12 protein-coding genes are annotated in these 16,620 nt (G+C 70.4%); 9 read left to right on the top strand and 3 right to left on the bottom strand.

Annotated features, from left to right (window positions below; genetic code table 11):
* Positions 1-4: 4 nt before the first annotated feature.
* From FF041_RS00775 to FF041_RS00760, 4 genes are read left to right on the top strand one after another with little or no spacing between them, the layout of a single operon-like run.
* Complete coding sequence (locus tag FF041_RS00775; RefSeq protein WP_153520546.1) at positions 5-1,549, top strand: pyridoxal phosphate-dependent decarboxylase family protein; 1,545 nt, start codon at positions 5-7, stop codon at positions 1,547-1,549.
* The gene (locus FF041_RS00770) at positions 1,546-3,327 is read left to right on the top strand and encodes an IucA/IucC family protein (protein ID WP_153520545.1); all 1,782 of its coding nucleotides are present in this window, start codon (positions 1,546-1,548) and stop codon (positions 3,325-3,327) included. The genes FF041_RS00775 and FF041_RS00770 overlap by 4 nt, the downstream gene beginning before the upstream one ends.
* The gene (locus FF041_RS00765) at positions 3,324-3,917 is read left to right on the top strand and encodes a GNAT family N-acetyltransferase (protein ID WP_153520544.1); all 594 of its coding nucleotides are present in this window, start codon (positions 3,324-3,326) and stop codon (positions 3,915-3,917) included. Before FF041_RS00770 ends, FF041_RS00765 begins: the two co-directional genes overlap by 4 nt.
* Positions 3,914-5,233 (top strand): lysine N(6)-hydroxylase/L-ornithine N(5)-oxygenase family protein, encoded by a 1,320-nt coding sequence (locus tag FF041_RS00760; protein ID WP_153485357.1) that lies wholly within the window; start codon positions 3,914-3,916, stop codon positions 5,231-5,233. The genes FF041_RS00765 and FF041_RS00760 overlap by 4 nt, the downstream gene beginning before the upstream one ends.
* Positions 5,234-5,328: 95 nt before the next feature.
* Here FF041_RS00760 and FF041_RS38740 read toward each other — a convergent pair whose 3' ends face one another.
* Together FF041_RS38740 and FF041_RS00750 are read right to left on the bottom strand one after the other, a co-directional pair.
* Positions 5,329-6,555 carry a peptidoglycan DD-metalloendopeptidase family protein gene (locus FF041_RS38740; RefSeq protein WP_228387953.1) on the bottom strand — a complete coding sequence of 409 codons (1,227 nt, stop codon included), beginning with the start codon at positions 6,553-6,555 and terminating at the stop codon, positions 5,329-5,331.
* A gap of 180 nt (positions 6,556-6,735) precedes the next feature.
* Positions 6,736-7,956, bottom strand: a complete 1,221-nt coding sequence (locus FF041_RS00750) for a GDSL-type esterase/lipase family protein (protein ID WP_153520543.1) — start codon at positions 7,954-7,956, stop codon at positions 6,736-6,738.
* Between the two features lie 274 nt (positions 7,957-8,230).
* Between FF041_RS00750 and FF041_RS00745 the strand changes: the two genes are divergently transcribed.
* The 4 genes from FF041_RS00745 to FF041_RS00730 all read left to right on the top strand — a co-directional run bounded on the left by FF041_RS00745 (position 8,231) and on the right by FF041_RS00730 (position 14,946).
* Complete coding sequence (locus tag FF041_RS00745) at positions 8,231-10,048, top strand: bifunctional serine/threonine-protein kinase/glutamate ABC transporter substrate-binding protein (RefSeq protein ID WP_407698090.1); 1,818 nt, start codon at positions 8,231-8,233, stop codon at positions 10,046-10,048.
* 586 nt (positions 10,049-10,634) lie between these two features.
* Positions 10,635-12,821: a hypothetical protein gene (locus tag FF041_RS00740; RefSeq protein ID WP_323390872.1), complete on the top strand. Its 2,187-nt coding sequence runs from the start codon at positions 10,635-10,637 to the stop codon at positions 12,819-12,821.
* 177 nt (positions 12,822-12,998) lie between these two features.
* The gene (locus FF041_RS00735) at positions 12,999-13,874 is read left to right on the top strand and encodes an ATP-grasp domain-containing protein (protein ID WP_153520542.1); all 876 of its coding nucleotides are present in this window, start codon (positions 12,999-13,001) and stop codon (positions 13,872-13,874) included.
* 247 nt (positions 13,875-14,121) lie between these two features.
* A complete protein-coding gene (locus FF041_RS00730; RefSeq protein WP_153520563.1) occupies positions 14,122-14,946 on the top strand; it encodes an SAM-dependent methyltransferase in 825 nt (274 codons plus the stop codon).
* Positions 14,947-15,129: 183 nt separating this feature from the next.
* Here the strand turns inward: FF041_RS00730 and FF041_RS00725 are convergent, their stop codons facing one another.
* Positions 15,130-15,699, bottom strand: a complete 570-nt coding sequence (locus tag FF041_RS00725; protein ID WP_323371939.1) for a CchlQ — start codon at positions 15,697-15,699, stop codon at positions 15,130-15,132.
* Positions 15,700-15,900: 201 nt separating this feature from the next.
* Here FF041_RS00725 and FF041_RS00720 point away from each other — a divergent pair, with 201 nt between their 5' ends.
* On the top strand, positions 15,901-16,620 hold the full coding sequence (locus FF041_RS00720) for a (Fe-S)-binding protein (protein ID WP_153520541.1): 720 nt from the start codon (positions 15,901-15,903) through the stop codon (positions 16,618-16,620).

Raw genomic sequence — 16,620 nt, 5'->3', positions numbered from 1 at the left:
AGGCATGGGCGTGATACCGCTCACCGAAGCACCTTCGATCCATCCGTCCTTCCCGCCGTCGCTGCTCGCGGGCTCCAGCGAGGGCCTGACCGAGGTCTTCGCCGCGCTCGGCGAAGCCATCGACGCCGTACGGGCCGCCGCCCGGCCGACCGGACCCATACCGGCCGGCGCACCCGCCGACGTACTCCTGTCGGCCGCCCAGGCACTGGGCCCGGCCCGGCTCCCCGCCGAGGGGCTCGGCGGCAAAGCCGCGCTCCAACTGCTCGCCACCACGCTCACCGAGCACGGAATCGACCTGTCCCACCCCCGGGCCGCCGCCCATCTGCAACCGCCGTCGCTGGCGGTCGCCGTCGCCGCGGACGCCCTGGCGAGCGCCACCAACGCCTCGCTGGACACCTACGACTCCGGGCCCTCGGCCATCGCCGTCGAACGCTGGCTCATCGGCGTACTGATCGACCTCGCCGGACTGGGCAAGCGCGCCGACGGCGTCCTCACCCCCGGCGGCTCGCTCTCCAACCTGCTCGGCCTGCTGCTCGCCAGGGACGCCGCCGCCCTCCGGCTGGGCCTCAACGCCCGGCAGGACGGCGTCGCCGCCCTGCCCGGACCGGTCGTGTTCTGCTCCGAGCTCGCCCACTTCTCGGTGCAGCGCGCCTGCGCCGCCCTCGGGCTCGGCGAGGCGGCCGTCCACCCCGTGCCCACCGACGAACGGCGGCGCATGCGGCCCGAGGCGCTGGCCGCGGCCCTGGCCGCGCTCACCCCCGACCAGACGCCGCTCGCGGTGGTCGCCACCGCCGGGACCACGGACTTCGGCTCCATCGACCCGCTTCCGCAGATCGCCGAGATCGCCGCGGACCGCGGCATCTGGATGCATGTGGACGCGGCCTACGGCTTCGGCGCGCTCTTCTCCGAGCGGCTGGCCGGACGGCTGGCCGGTCTGGAACTGGCCGACTCGGTCACCCTGGACCTGCATAAGATCGGCTGGCAGCCCGCCGCCACCAGCGTGCTGCTGGTCTCCGACACGAGCGCCTTCACCGCGCTCGACCGCGAGGTCGCCTACCTCAACCCGACCGACGACTCCGAAGCGGGCTACGACGGACTGCTCGGCCGCAGCCTGCAGACCACCCGCCGCCCCGACGCCGTGAAGGCCGCCGCCACCTTCCTGACCCACGGCCGCACCGGCATGGGCCGCATGGTCGAGATCTGCCACGACCTCGCCCGCTACGCCGAGCACCGCATCCTCGAAGAGCCCGAGCTGGAGCTGGTCGCCCCGGCCGAGCTGACCACGGTGGTCTTCCGCTACCGCGGCGGGGACCCCGCGGACTCCGACCGGCTCAACGGCGCCCTGCGCCGCCGGCTGCTGGAGTCCGGGAGCGCGCTCATCGGGCGTACAGAGGTCCGCTCCGGCGGACCCGGCTCCCCCCAGCGGGTCTGCCTGAAATTCACCCTGCTCAACCCCACCGCGACCGCCGACGACATCGACGGCCTCGTGGACGCCGTCCTCGACGCCGGCCGCGCCTGCGTACGACTGACCGAGGAGAGCGCCGCATGAGCGTGACCGCGACCGCGGCTCCCACCGCCGACCCGCTCCACCAGCCCGACCCCCGGGGCGCCGCCGAACACGCCCACCTCGAAGCCCTGCTGCGCTGCTGGCTCCTGGAGACCGGCACACCGGTCGCCCCCGGACCGCTGCGGATCGAACTCCCCACCGCAGGACTGGCCCTCGTCACCGAGGTGACCCACCGCTCGCCCACCGGCTGGCACCGGTTCGCCCCCGTCCGCCTGCTGGGCCCGGGCGGCCCGCTGGGCGAGAGCGCCGACCCCGTGACGGCCGTCGCGCTGCTCTCCACCGAAGCGGCAGCCGGGAGCGGCAGCCGCCCCGGCGGGGTCCCGTCCGGCGAGGTCGCCGACCTGGTGGAGCGCACCGCCGAGTCCGTACGCCGCGTCGCCTCCTTCATCGCCGACCGGCGCAAACACCCGCAGCCGCCGCCCGGCGTCGACGGCTTCCTCGACGCCGAACAGGCCCTGCTGCTCGGGCATCTGAACCACCCCGCGCCCAAGAGCCGCGACGGCATCTCGGACAACGACGCGGCAGCGTTCTCACCCGAGCTGCGCGGCTCCTTCCGGCTGCACTGGTTCGCCGCCGACGCGTCGATCGTCTCGCACGACGCGGTCGACGGCGCCCCGTCCCTGGCCGGACAGGACACCGTCGCCCTCCTCGCCGGCCTCGCCGAGCACCGGCTGGACGACGGCCGGGTACTGGTCCCGGCCCACCCCTGGCAGGCCCGGGACCTGCTGCACCGCCCCCGTATCGCCGCACTCGTCGCCTCGGGCGCGCTCGAACCGCTCGGCGAGCTCGGCCCGGAGTGGTGGCCCACCTCCAGCGTGCGCACCGTGTACCAGCCGGACGCGGGCGTGATGCTGAAACTCTCGCTGGGCCTGCGCCTGACCAACTCCCGGCGCGAGTCCACCCGCACCGAGCTGCTCCGCGGCCTGGAGATCAACCGGCTCCTCGACGCCGGGTACGCGGACGACACCTTCCGCGCCCACCCCGGCTTCGCCATCACCCGCGACCCCGCCTGGCTCGCGGTGGACGAACCGGGACGCCCGGGCGGACCGGAGGTCACCGGCCTCGACGTCGCCGTGCGCGAGGTGCCGCGCGACATCGCCGACCTGCGCACTCTGGTGGGCCTGGTGGCGCCGCGGCCCGGCCTCGGACGCAGCGCGCTGGGCGAGCTGGTGGCCGGCCTCGGCTCCGGAGCCGCCGAGCAGTGGACGGCCGACTACACCGACAAGGTGCTGGTGCCCATGCTGCACCTGTACGCCGCCACCGGCATCGGCCTGGAGGCCCACCAGCAGAACACCCTGGTCCGGCTGGACGAGCGGGGCCGGGTGACCGGCGGCACGTTCCGCGACAACCAGGGCTACTATCTGGCCGCCTCCTATCTGCCCGGCCTCCTGGAGCGGCTCGGCGCCGACTCCTCCACGCTGGCCGTGGTGGACGACGCCCTCGTCGACGACCGGCTGTCGTACTACCTGCTGCGCAACCAGGTCCTGTCGGTCATCGGCTGCCTCGCGGTCGACGGCCTCGCGGACGAGCGGAACCTGCTCGCCGTACTCGCCGACCGGCTGCGCGCGGCCCTGCCCGCCCTCGCCCAGGCCGGCCCCGACGGCGACCGGCTGGCACGCCGCTGGCTGGAGGCCGACACCCTGCCGTGCAAGGGCAATCTCCTCACCCGGCTGTACGGCATCGACGAGGTCCTCGCGCCCCTCGACGCCCAGTCGGTCTACCTCGACGCCCCCAACCCGCTTCAGGAGGCAGCCGTATGACCGCAGGTCAGCAGAGGGACCAGCCGGCCGCCGCCGTCCCCGGACCGCCGCTCCCCGTGCTGGACGGACCCTGGTCGGCGCACGCCGCCCAGGCCGACGGCCCCGATCTGGACCTGGTGCACGGCTGGATGCAGTCGCCGCACATCGACGCCTTCTGGCACCAGGCATGGCCCCGTGAACGCTGGGCGGAGGAGATCTCCGGACACCTCGCGGGCGATACGATCCTGCCCCTCCTGGTGGAGCACGACGGCAGCCCGTTCGCGTACATCGAGGTCTACCGGGTGGTACGCGACCGGATCGCCGGGAAATATCCGCACCGGGACCACGACCTGGGTCTGCACATCGCCATCGGCGAGGCCGCCCGCACCGGGCAGGGCCTCGGCCGGTCCCTGCTGCGCGCGCTGGCCGACGGCCTGCTCGCCGCCGACCCCGCGTGCGACCGGGTGGTCGCCGAGCCGGACGTCACCAACACTCCGTCGCTCAAGGCGTTCGCCGCCGCGGGATTCCACACCGCCGGAGAGATCGCCTTCCCCGAGAAGACCGCCGCGCTGCTCATCCGTCCCCGCCACGAGAAAGATCTGCCCCGATGACCGACGACATCATCAGCCGGCACGACGTGATCGCCATCGGCTGCGGGCCCTTCAACCTGGGCCTGGCCGCACTGGCCTCCACCGTGGACGATCTCGACCTGGTGGTGCTGGAGGAGCAGCCCGAGCTGACCTGGCACCGCGGGATGATGTTCGGCAACGCCTCGATGCAGGTGAACTTTCTCGCCGACCTCGTCACCCTCGTCGCGCCCGGACACCCCCTGTCGTTCCTCACCTACCTCCACGACATGGACCGGCTCTACACCTTCACGGTGCGGGAGAACTTCTTCCCGTCCCGCCGTGAGTACGAGGACTATCTGCGCTGGGCGGCGGCGAGACTGCCCTCGGTGCGCTTCTCGCACCATGTCGAGGAGGTCCGCTGGGACGCCGCCGAGGAGTGCTTCACCGTGCTCTCCGTACGCGGCGACGGCACCCGGCTGCGGATGACCGCCCGCAATCTGGTCCTCGGCATCGGCACCGCGCCGTACACCCCCGAGGCCCTGTCGGACCTGCCGCCCTCGGCACTGCTGCACACCTCCGACTATGTCCACCGGGCGGCCGATGTGAGCCGCGCCGGAAAGATCACGGTGGTCGGCTCGGGCCAGTCCGGAGCCGAGGTCGCGGCGGATCTGCTCGGCCGCAACCTGGAGGGCGGCCCCGCGGTGAGCTGGCTGACCCGCACCGCCTCGTTCGCGCCGCTGGACTACACCAAAATGGTCCTGGAGATGACCACCCCGGCGTATATGCAGTACTTCCACTCCCTGCCGGAGGAGGTACGGGACCGGCTCACCCGCGAGCAGTGGCAGTTCTACAAGGGCATCTCCACCGACACCCTCGAAGAGATCCACGAACTGCTCTACCGGCGCCAGCTGGAGCACGGACTGGCCGAGGTGGAACTGCGGTTCGGCATCACGGTCGAGTCCGCGGCCGTGGACCCGGCGGGGCGTACGGTGCTGACCTGCCGGCACCGTGACACCGGCCAGCTCTTCGAGCACATCACCGACCTGGTGGTGGCGGCGACCGGCTACCGCAATCGCCCGCCCGCGTTCCTGAACCCGATCGACGACCTGCTGCTGCGGGACGCGGGAGGCCGTCACCAGGTGCGGCTGGACCACTCGGTCGAGCTCGCCGAGGGCGTCACCGGCCGGGTCTTCGTGGCCAACGCGGAGACCCACGCCCACGGCGTCTCCTCCCCGAACCTGGACATCGGCGCGGTGCGGAACGCCACCATCCTCAACGCGATCAGCGGACGCGAGATCTACCGGCTGCCGAAGCGGAGCGCGTTCACCAGCTTCGAGGCGCCGCCCCCGGCCCGGTGACCCTCCCCGGCCGGACCGCCCCGCCGGGACCCGGCGGGGCGGCCCGGGCCGTCAGTCCCGTGCGGTACGCGCGGACGACGGCCGTGCGCCGTGGGTCAGTAGCTGCATCCCGAGGTGGGCAGCGAGGTCGGGGCGGGCGGAGTGAGGCCGTCGTAGAGCGCCAGCAGCATGGTCTGCGGGCACCGCTTGACGCCGTCCGTCCGGATCTCGAAGTGCAGATGCGGGCCGGTGGAGTTGCCGGTGTTGCCCGACTCGCCGAGATACTGCCCCGGGCTCACCGTCGCCCCGGCGGCGACGCCGCGCGAGTCCAGATGCCCGTAGATGTACGTGGCCCCGTCGGCGCCGTTGACCTGGATGCCGTTGCCGTAACCGCCGCCGACGTGGCTCACCGTCCCGGAGGTCACCGCGTAGACCGGAGTCCCGGTCGGTATCTGGATGTCGATGGCGGGGTAGTCGTGGTGCGGGTCGTCCAGTTCGGCGCGGGCCACGGCTCCCCGGGGGAGCACATAGGCGTAGGCGTCGCTGGCGCAGCGGGCCGTCTCCGGGTCCGCGGACAGCAGCGTCTGGGTCCAGCCGGAGGCGTCCACCGGGTCGTTGTTGTGGTACTCGATGTCGGCGCCCGACTGGTCCGCCGGATTGCGGTCCTGGTACCAGTACATGCCGTTGGCCTCGGTCACCCCGTAGTAGAGGCCGCCGCCGGGCGAGACGAGATGGGTGAAGCCCGACCAGCCCGAGGCGATCAGCTCGGCGCTCGACCAGCCGCCCGCGGCGTTGATCCTGTACTGGAGCAGACGGCCGTCGGCCGTCGTGGCGATCAGCCGGTCATCGCCGGATGAGGCGAGGGTCTTCAGGACGAACCCGCCGCCGATCTCACGCCGTTGCCCGATGTGCTGGGAGCCTGCGGGCTTGTCCTGCGAGACCAGGTACTGGAGGAGCGTGCCGCCCGCGGTGCCGTAGAGATGGCCGTGCCCGTCGTAGACGAGCTTGTCGTGCGTCCAGCCGGTGCCGATCGGGACCGGGTCGTTCAGCAGGGCGAGTGAGAGATTGTTCGTCCTCACATCGACGCGGTACAACGTGCCCGCCGTGTCGGTGACCAGAATCGTATTGAAGTTGAGCGTCGCCATCGCCTTGGGCGTGAAGCCCAGATCCGGCCCGATGTGGGTCTTGAACCGGTTGCCCGTGGCGGGGGCTATCTGAGAGAACGTCAGGCGACCGTCGGGCAGGACCCCGTAGAGGGACACCGTGCCCGTGCACGGGGCGTCGGCGGCCTGCGCGGGGGAGGTCGAGACGGTGGCCAGTCCGAGCGTCATGGCGCCGGCCATGAACGCCGAGGCGAACAGGCGGCGTATTCGGTTCCTCAATCGTCTTCCTCTCTGAAGGACGAATGGCCTGGGAAACAGGCAGTACGCCGCCTCGGCGCTGCGGCTGCGAGCCGCGCCGAGGGGCGTACCAGCGGAACCGTACAAGATTGCGTATGGGTCGAACGGACCTTCGCTGTTTCTTCACGCGGGCTCGGCGGCGAAGGGTCCGCCGGGGCCGAAGGCCAGGGCTGCGAAGCGCTCGCCGATCCGGAGATGGGAGGCGGCGTCCGGGTGGAGCTGGTCGGGCAGCGGCAGTTCGGCGAAGTCCGCCGCGCCGTAGAGGTCGCGGCCGTCGAGATACCGCAGGTTCGGGTCGTCGGCCGCGCGCTGTCCCACGATGCGGGAGAGCTCGTCCCGGACGACGTTGAGCGTCAGCTTCCCGTCGGCCCGTTCCGCGGGGTCGCCGGCGGCCCGGAGCTGGAGCCTCCCCGTGCTGAGCGTCGCGTAGTCCGGGGCGCTGGGGCCGGGGGTGTCCTCGTGGATGGGACAGAGGATGGGCGAGACGACCAGCAGCGGAGCGGTGGGGTGCCCCTCGCGGATGGTGTCGAGGAAGCCGTGCACCGCCGGGGTGAAGGCACGCAGCCGCATCAGATCCGCGTTGACCAGGTTGATGCCGATCTTGACGCTGATCAGATCCGCGGGGGTGTCCCGCAGGGCGCGGGCGGTGAACGGATCGAGCAGGGCGGCGCCGCCCAGCCCGAGGTTGATCAGCTCCACACCGCCGAGGGAGGCGGCCAGCGCCGGCCAGGTCGTGCTGGGACTGGCCGCGTCGGAGCCCTGACTGATCGAACTGCCGTGGTGCAGCCATACGGTGCGGCCGTCTTCCGGCACGGCCTCGACGGGGGCGTCGGTGCGCACCGCGATCAGCTGGGTGATCTCGTTGTGCGGCAGCCAGATCTCGATGTCCTTCACCCGGTCGGGAAGACCGGTGAACCGGACGGCGCCGGCCGGGCCGGGCAGGGTCTCCACGGCCCCGGTGGACATGTCCACCATCAGGACATCGCCGCCGGTCACACCGGACTGCCGGGTCAGTCGGCCGTCCACGAGCAGGTCGTACACACCGTCCGGACGGGGCGGGGCGCCCCGGTAGGCCATCTTGGTGCGCAGCGTCTCCAGCTCGACCGCGGTGGCCCGGGTACGGAAGACCACCCGCACGCCGGAGGGCTGGGACTCCGCCGTGGCCAGCTGTCGGTCGGCGCACTGCGCGCGGGCCCGGGCGGGCAGCCGGTGGGGCAGCAGCCCGTGCTCGGTACGCTCCAGATCGAGCGCGCCGCGCAGCAGATCCGCGGTGACGGGCCTGGTGAGCCAGGCTGCCGTCCCGGGCGTGGTGGCGGAGCCGGGGGCATCGTCGTGCTGATTCATGATCCCAGCCTGTCAACCGGATTCCCGGACCGCACGGGCCTTTTCGGCCCACCGCCCGCTCGGCGGACAGTCGCTGGGTCCCGCTCCGCTGGGGATCTCCGCTGGAGCTCTCCGCTGAGGATCTTCGCGGCAGCGGGCGCGGGCGGCTGTGGGGCGTTCCCGGTGTCGGCGTCCTTCTGGTGTGGCAGAGTCGGGCAGGAGTGCCGGTCCGGGGAGCGCCGGGGTTCGTGGTGACCGGAGTTCGGGGCCCTGACCGGGGTTTGAGGGGGAGTGCGTGGCGCAGGTGATCGACGGCCGGTTCGAGCTGTCAGCACGGCTCGGCGGCGGTGGCATGGGGCTGGTGTGGCGGGCGCGTGATCTGGTGCTGCACCGTGAGGTGGCGCTCAAGGAGGTACGCCCGCCGGACCCGGCGCTGGCCGAGTACGACCCCGAGCGCGCCCGCGAACTGCGCGCCCGCGTCCTGCGGGAGGCCAGGGCGCTCGCGCGGATCGACCACCCCAATGTCGTGACGATTCATCACATCGTGGACAGCGGCGAGCACGCCTATCCATGGCTCGTCATGGAACTGGTCCCCGGAGGCTCCCTCCAGGACCGGCTCAACCGGGGCGTGCTCACTCCTCAGGAGGCGGCCAGGGTGGGGCGCGGGGTGCTGGCCGGGCTCCGGGCCGCACACGCCGCGGACATCCAGCACCGGGACATCAAGCCCGCGAACGTCCTGCTGCGACCGGACGGCCGTCCGGTCCTCACCGACTTCGGCATCGCGGCGATCCGGGACTCCGCCGCGCTCACCGTGACCGGTTCCGTCATCGGCACACCCGACTACATGGCCCCCGAACGCGTCAGCGGCCAGGACGGCGGACCGGCGGCCGACCTCTGGTCGCTCGCCCTGATGCTGTACGAATCCGTCGAAGGGCACCATCCGCTGCGCCGCGCGAACCCGCTGGCCACCTTCGCCGCGGTCCTCAGCGAGGAGGTGCCGCCGCCGAGCAAGGCGGGCCCGCTGACCGCGGCGCTGACGGCCGTACTGGTCCGGGATCCGGAGGCGCGGCCGGACGCCGGGACGCTGGAGGCGCTGCTCGCGACGGCGGAGGCAGAGGCGGCGGCGCCGTCCGCGCCCGGCACTCCGACCTCGTACCCGCTCGCGCCTCCGGCCCGTACACCGTCCTCCTCTGCCTCCGCCTCTGCCCCTGTTCCTGACTCCGTCTCCCCGCCCTCGCCGCCCCGGCCGACGCCGATGTGGCGACGGCGCGTTCCGGTGTACGCGGCGGCCGTCGTCGCGATGTCGCTCGGCGGCGTACTCCTGTGGAACCTGCTCCCGGGAGACGGCGACGACACGAACAGCTCCGGCGGCGGGAAGAGCACCGGCTCCCGGACCGCCGGAGCGAACGACGGCCAGAAGATCACCATCGGGATCAAGTTCGACCAGCCCGGCCTCGGGCTCAAGGACGGGAAGGGCGGGTACAAGGGCTTCGACGTGGATGTGGCGACCTATATCGCCCGTGCGCTCGGCCATGACCCGGACGACATCACGTGGAAGGAAGCCGGGGCCTCCGAACGCGAAGAGATGCTGGTGAGAGGAGAGGTCGACTTCATCGTGGCCACGTACGTGATGAACGACAGACGGAAGGGGGAGGTCGACTTCGTCGGCCCCTATCTCGTGGCCCGGCAGGACATCCTGATGCGGGTGGACGACATGTCCATAGCCAGGGCTGCGGATCTGAACGGCAAGAAGGTCTGCTCGGTCGTGGGTTCCAGCTCCTTGCGCAACCTCGAAACGAAGGTCGCTCCCGAGGCCCTGATCGAGGAGCGGGACAGTTTCACACGGTGTCTGACCGACCTGAACAACCGCGCGGTGGACGCCGTCACGACCGACGACGCCCTCCTCGCCGGGTACGCCGCCCAGAACCCGGACAAGTACCGGCTCGGCGGCTTCCGGCTCACCGAGGAACGGTACGGGATCGGCATTCGCCAGGAGAGTCACCTCAAGGCGGGGATCGAGACCGCGCTGGAGAAGATGCAGGCGGACGGCTCCTGGAAGAAGGCGGTGGACAAGCACCTCCCGCTGCTGCGCCGGGACACGCCGCTGGCCTGACCGGGCGTTCCTGCCCGACCCTGTCCCTCTTTTGAAGAGGGTTATTTACCATGTCCGCAGAGTGTTCGTCAATTAAATTCACCCTTAAGGGTGAGTGACGGGTTAGCTGAACATCTGTAATTCAGATCCCTATAGGATCCTGCGCGCTCGTCTTCTAATTTAGAAGGCCAGTTGCATACGGAAGGGTGTGCGACCGGCTACCCCGTGCGAGTGGTGGGTCGCTGTTTCGCTAGCGATGCGACCCGGGATCTGCCAGGCTGGCGGCGCTGTTAATGATCCGGTCGTAGCGGGGGAGTTGATCATGGGGTTGCGGGAGTCGTCACCAGAAGAAGGTCGAAGGAATTGCCGGGAGTTCTTTCGTGTCTGGCGTTCTCGCATTAAGGGGTGGATTGCCTCGATCCCTAAGACGTGGATCGCCTCGATCAAGATCGTGTATGTGATTGTCTGGGGTTTTGTGTGGATCACCCGGGGCATTATGTGGTTCATTCGTAAACTATGATAAGAGGTTGATGTGACTGATCTTTCTATCGAAACTCCCTTCCTACTGCCTCCCTCTCGTGAGAGGCAGCAGGCTTGGGTTGACGCCGTGCTGGCAACTGACGGCGTCAACCTTCCGCGCGCGGCACTGGAGAACGTGGCCCCCTTCATCGTAGATCCCGAGGAAACGCTCGGTGAGCCGGATGAGGGGGGTGTACGGAGGCTCAAGGGTGGTGCGGTGCGGCGCATTCGAACGGACGCTGGCGACATGGTGGTGATGTCCGTACGTATGCATGGTGTTGGGGGAGTGCAGTGGAGTCACAATGAGCGCATTAGTTCGATCTGGCGTTCTGTCGCGGATCCGACTGTAGGGCGGGAGACGGATAAGGCGCTTGCTGCTGTCCAGCCATGGAGTCACCCTGATGGGCAAGGGGGCGAACAATTCCTCGCGGCGCTGCAGAGTTTCGTTCAGGATCGACAGGCGCTGCTGCTGGAGGCTGAAGACGCGGCGGACGCATTGGCGAAGCGTGATCAAGTTCGAACGTACGACCTAGAGGAAGACCTTGTTCTTAACGGGCAGCAGGAACCCGGTATGTATGTACCGCAACAAGTGCGGCTCCGGGAGAAGCCGGAGACGGATGCGGATGGCAATCCGATCTTCCCAGAGGCGTACTGGGGGTGGATGGCCGTCCGCGGCAACAATAGAACGCAAGCGCGACAGTCGATCTTTCATCTGAATTCCCGTGACGTTCTTTCTGGTGTCCCGGCCGGGAAGCTGGGCCGGGCCGGAGATGAGATCGTTTTCGATCCGAATATCTGGCTTGCGGAGTTCTCCGCTCTGCTCAACAAGGAATTCGCCGAATCGACGGATGATTCGGACCCTCAGTCCATGTCGAGGGCGCGGCGCGCGGCGTCCGTCGCCGTGGTGGACGCTCAGCTCGTCGTCGGGACGCCAACCCCGCAGCGGTTGTATCGCATCGTGCAGATGAGCAACCGCCGTGACCATGTGCATCCACCGCTGGAGTTCGATCCGGTGGACCGCTCCCGAGCCCTGGGGCGCAGCGTCCTGGGGATGTACGTCGCCCACGGCCAGATGGATGAGAAGACCGCGGAGGTGCTCTCCGGGCTGGCCCCCATCCGCGAACTCCCCGGAGCCCGGCCGGATATGTCGGTCTCCGAGCTGCGCGACCTCCGCTCCATGGCGCTCCTGCAAGAGCTGTTCACCGTCGACCCCTATAAACGTCATCTGCTGCGGCGCGCGCTCAGCGAAGGCCCCCCCTCCACGTTGAAAGCGGACGAGATCAACCAGCGTGCCCGGACGTGGTCGGCGCTCACCTCCCTGAGCTATCCGAAGCCATGGAATCCGAGGATCGGGCAGATGTTCAGCCTCAAGGTCCGTGAAGGGGTGGCCCTCTCCGGGCGGGCACTCTCCGACCTGCTGGCTTCCGCAGACACCGACGACAGCGCCTTCGAGGAGCTGGTGTCCTACCGTGCCGCACACTGGCTGGCCTCCTTCGACCTCATCGAGGCGGACCGGGGGTCGCTGGACGGACAGGAAGCCATCACCGACTCGGGCGAGCACGTGCGACGGGCACGGCGGAGCGTTCTGAACGTCCTGCAAGCGCTGCGCCATGAGAAGAAGAGGAAGCAGGCGGTCGGCGTTCTGAGGGAGCTCGCCGCGGCGATGGACGAGGGGGATCGCCGTCCCCGGCGCGTACGTTTGTCAGGCGTTCCAGAGCCCGGCCGGGAGATGACCGCTCTCTGGATCGACTTGGAATTCCCCAAGGAGACGGGAACGCGGCCCCGTAAGGCGGCTGCGCTGCCCGCCCCTCGTGTCTCCGCTGCCCCGGCCCGTCGTCTGGCACCCGCGCAGCCCGCACCCATGACCTCGGGCGATCCCGCCGCGTCCGCCGGAACGGGGGCGGCGTCGCGTACACCGGCCCCCCCTGGTGCGCTGCCCGCCCAGGGAGTCCAGCTGCCGAACCCGGCGGGTTCCATCGCGGCGGGGCACACTCCAGGGACGGTCGGGAGCGAGGCTTCCGGCACCCTGCCTGCGGCCCCACTCCAGAAGGCCGACCTGGTGGATCGCATCGAAGCCCTGATTCGCGATGTCAGCACGGGATCCATTGGCATCGGGCAACTGCTCAAAGAACTGAAGGACCAGGCCAGTGCCGCACCTCAGCCGTCGCCCATCGGACGCGCGAGGGCCGACGACGCGGTGCGGCTGCTGAATCAGACGGTGGCTCGTCTGCGTCAACTCCCGGAACTCGTCGAGGCGATGGCCGAACCCGAATAAGGCTGGGCTGCGGCCTCTCGCGGTGTACGTCGGCCACGGGTGCTGAGCAGCGCGTATGCGCATATGACCCGTCGCCGGCGGTGCCGCTCCGAATTCCGTGTCCCGGAGAGCGGAGAGGCCCTACGCTGATCGGCCGAGGACGGCGCAGGCCGTACGGGGACGTTTCCGGAGGTAAGAATGCCCAGCACACCGCGAGTGGCGCTCGCCACATCGGCCATAGGACTGGAGCTGGACGCGGATCTGCCGCCGATGGTCGCGGCGCTGCGCGAACGCGGTCTGGACGCCGTGGCGGTGGCCTGGGACGCCGAAGGGTTCGACTGGTCGCGGTGCGCGGCCGTGGTCATACGATCCACCTGGGGGTACACCGACCGCAGACCGGAGTTTCTGGCCTGGGCCGATGCGGTCGCGGCCACGACGCGTCTCGACAACCCGGCCGGGATCGTGCGCTGGAACACCGACAAGAGCTATCTGCTGGACCTCGCGGGCCATGGCGTCCCGACCGTCCCGACCCGGCTCATCGCCCCGCACACGGACATCGGCCTCCCGGAGCGCGGCCAGTTCGTCGTCAAGCCCGCCGTCTCGGCGGGCGCGCGCGACAGCGCGCGGTACACCGAGGACCAGCACCACCTGGCGGCACGGCATATCGCCGCACTGCACGCCGCTGGATCAACCGCCATGGTGCAGCCGTATCTGACCCGGATCGACGAAGGCGAGCGGGCACTGGTCTACCTCGGCGGCGTGTTCAGCCACGCGATCCGGAAGGGGCCGGTCCTGACCGACATAGGCGTCATAGACAACGACCGGGTGGCGCACCCCGATCCGGTGCCCCATACACCGGGCCCCGCCGAGCTGGAGCTGGCCGAAGCCGCGCTCGCGGCCGTACCCGGGCGGGATCCTCTGCTGTACGCGCGGATCGATATGGCTTTGGGCGACGACGGATCGCCGGTCGTGATGGAGCTTGAGCTCGTGGAGCCCAATCTCTTCCTCGACCACAGCCGGTACGGGCTCCAGCGTTTCCTCGACCTCGTCCAGGAGCGTGCCGGTACGGGCTGAGCCGATCCCGCCGCCGCCGCGAGGCGATACCCCCGGCGAGGCCGCGGGGTATCGCCTCGCCGGGGGAGGCGTGCCCCTTCCGCCTTGCCCTGCCCTGCCCCACCCCGGCCTGCGACACATCTTCGGAACGATCACGGTGCGACAGGGCTCAACCGCTAGGTTGGGCCCGCTCGCCCGCTCGTCCGAACGATGCTCCGCAGGAGGCGTTGTGATACCCGACCCTTACCCCAGGCCCGCAGCCGAGGACATGAGGGCCCGTATCGACACCAGAACGCCTCATTCGGCGCGTTTTTGGAATTATTTCGTCGGAGGCAAAGACAACTACGAGGTGGACCGGGCGCTCGGGGACCACATCAAGACGATCTTCCCCGGTCTGGCCGACGTCGCGCGCACCAGCAGACAGTTCCTCGGCCGGACCGTCGAGTATCTGGCGCGGGAGCAGGGCATCCGCCAGTTCCTGGACATCGGCACCGGACTCCCGACCGCGGACAACACCCATGAGGTCGCCCAGCGCGTGGCGCCCGACGCGCGCATCGCCTACGTCGACAACGACCCGCTCGTCCTCGCCCATGCCCGCGCCCTGCTCACCAGCGCCCCGCAGGGGAGGACCGCCTTCATCGACGCCGATCTCCACGAGCCCGACGCCGTCCTGGAACAAGCCGCCGCGACCCTCGACCTCAGTCGGCCGGTCGCCCTGATGCTGCTCAGCGTCCTCGGGCATGTCGGCGACTACCAGCGGGCGCGAGGGCTGGTCGCACGCTATATGGAGCAACTGGCCCCCGGCAGCCATCTGGTGGTCTGCGACTCCACCGCCACCAGCACAGGAATGATCGCGGCGGCCGAGGCGTACAACTCCAGCGGGGCGATTCCCTACCATGTGCGCGAAGTGGCGGAGATCGCCGGATTCTTCGACGGGCTGGAGACAGCGGAGCCCGGAGTCGTCCAGGTCACCCGCTGGCGCCCCGCCCCGGACGGCGCGCCGCATCTGCCGGACGTGGACGCCTACGGCGCAGTGGGCCGCAAGCCCCAGCCGTCCCGGCCGGCGGGCCGAGGGCCCCTGTCGACGGCGTGACAGCCCCGGTCCGGGGCGCGGCGGCACATCCTGGGTCCGCCGTGCCCTGGGTGCCTCGGCCGCCGTGCTCCTGGAGGAGCTCCAACGGACCGACCCGGCGGTCGCCGAGCGGCTGCGGCCCGTACTCACTCCGCTCATCGAGCCCCAGGGCACGCCAGTGCGACGGGACTTCGACGACACTCCCTAGCCGCCAGGCGTCAGGGCCGCCCGGCAGAGCGGGCACCGGTCCCTGCCGTCCCACTCCTCCCAGCCGAAAGCAGACGGCGACAGGGACTGATCCTCCAGCTCCTTCCGCACCGCGACCCGGTAGGCCCACACCGCGCCGAGATACGGGTGGTAGTCCCGGTGGAACTCCGGCGAGGAGTGCGACGCACCCGCCCCGACGGTGTGCTGAAGCACCCGAAGCCGTTCGAACATCGTCTGCCCGGCGCCGGCGACCGCCGTGCTGGCATCGATGTACAGCCTCTCGCGCACCTCCTGGATCCCCGCGTCCCGCAGGGCCGCGCGAGCGGCCGACGCGGGATCCGGCTCCGCCCGCGGATCCTGGGCTATGCCCCGCAGCCGGGCGTGACACACCCCGGCCGCACTGATGAACTCGATGTACACCGCCCGCCGCCGGTCCACGACACCACGGCTGTCCTCATGACGACTGCGCAGATGGTCCGCGAGCACGGTGCCGGACATCGCTATGACACCGCCGCTGACCGTTGCGACGAGGGTCCCCCAGTCCACGGCTTCCTCCGCATCGATCACTATCGATCACTCCGTCGAGATGATCAGCAATCTACGGGCAACTCCGCCCCCACGACAGACCCGAGCCCGCTCACCCGGGACGCCCGGCGCCGCCGTCCCCCCTCCCGTACGCCACACCCGCGGCCCCCCACCCGTACGCCCCATCCGCGGCCCCCGCCGCGCTCCCTATCCGGGGCCGTGCCCGGGGAATATCCTCCGACCATGCGTGTCGCACTCTTCGTCACCTGCGTCAACGACGCGGTGTACCCGTCCACCGGCATCGCGACCGTCGGACTGCTGGAGCGGCTCGGCGTGGAGGTCGACTTCCCCCGGGCGCAGACCTGCTGCGGACAGCCCCAGTTCAACACCGGCTACCGGGCCCAGGCCGAACCCCTCGTACGGCGCACCGCGCGGGCCTTCGCGGGATACGAGTACATCGTCACCCCCTCCGGATCGTGCGCGGCCATGGTGCGCGACCACTACCCCGCCTTCGGCGAGAGCGCCCTCGGACCCCGCACCTACGAACTCACCGAGTTCGTCGTCGACGTCCTCGGCGTCACCGACGTCGGCGCCTGGTTCCCGTACACCGTCACCTACCACCCCTCCTGCCACGGGCTGCGCAATCTCCGGCTCGGCGACCGGCCGCGCCGGCTGCTCCAGGCCGTCAGGGGACTCGAACTGCGGGAGCTGCCCGGCGCCGAGGAGTGCTGCGGCTTCGGGGGGACCTTCGCCGTCAAGAACGCCGAGGTCTCCCTCGCCATGGGCCGCGACAAGATCCGCAACGCGGCCGGCACCGGGGCCGCCGTGCTCTGCGGAGCGGACAACTCCTGTCTGATGCACCTGGGCGGCATCATCCGGCGCCAGGACGCCCCGCTGCGCCCGCTGCACATCGCGGAGATCCTCGGCGCGACCGAGGAACACCCCTACGCCCAGGAGCCCTGA

Source organism: Streptomyces jumonjinensis (assembly GCF_009600885.1).
GTDB classification, from domain to species: domain Bacteria; phylum Actinomycetota; class Actinomycetes; order Streptomycetales; family Streptomycetaceae; genus Streptomyces; species Streptomyces jumonjinensis.
Note: the sequence above shows the minus strand (reverse complement) of the source record. Positions and strands in the feature narration are given on the sequence as shown.

Coding starts and splice junctions, on each gene's coding strand:
- FF041_RS00775 (WP_153520546.1), top strand. CDS start 5: ATGGGCGTGATACCGCTCACCGAAGCACCTTCGATCCATCCGTCCTTC.
- FF041_RS00770 (WP_153520545.1), top strand. CDS start 1,546: ATGAGCGTGACCGCGACCGCGGCTCCCACCGCCGACCCGCTCCACCAG.
- FF041_RS00765 (WP_153520544.1), top strand. CDS start 3,324: ATGACCGCAGGTCAGCAGAGGGACCAGCCGGCCGCCGCCGTCCCCGGA.
- FF041_RS00760 (WP_153485357.1), top strand. CDS start 3,914: ATGACCGACGACATCATCAGCCGGCACGACGTGATCGCCATCGGCTGC.
- FF041_RS38740 (WP_228387953.1), bottom strand. CDS start 6,555: ATGGCCGGCGCCATGACGCTCGGACTGGCCACCGTCTCGACCTCCCCC.
- FF041_RS00750 (WP_153520543.1), bottom strand. CDS start 7,956: ATGAATCAGCACGACGATGCCCCCGGCTCCGCCACCACGCCCGGGACG.
- FF041_RS00735 (WP_153520542.1), top strand. CDS start 12,999: ATGCCCAGCACACCGCGAGTGGCGCTCGCCACATCGGCCATAGGACTG.
- FF041_RS00730 (WP_153520563.1), top strand. CDS start 14,122: ATGAGGGCCCGTATCGACACCAGAACGCCTCATTCGGCGCGTTTTTGG.
- FF041_RS00720 (WP_153520541.1), top strand. CDS start 15,901: ATGCGTGTCGCACTCTTCGTCACCTGCGTCAACGACGCGGTGTACCCG.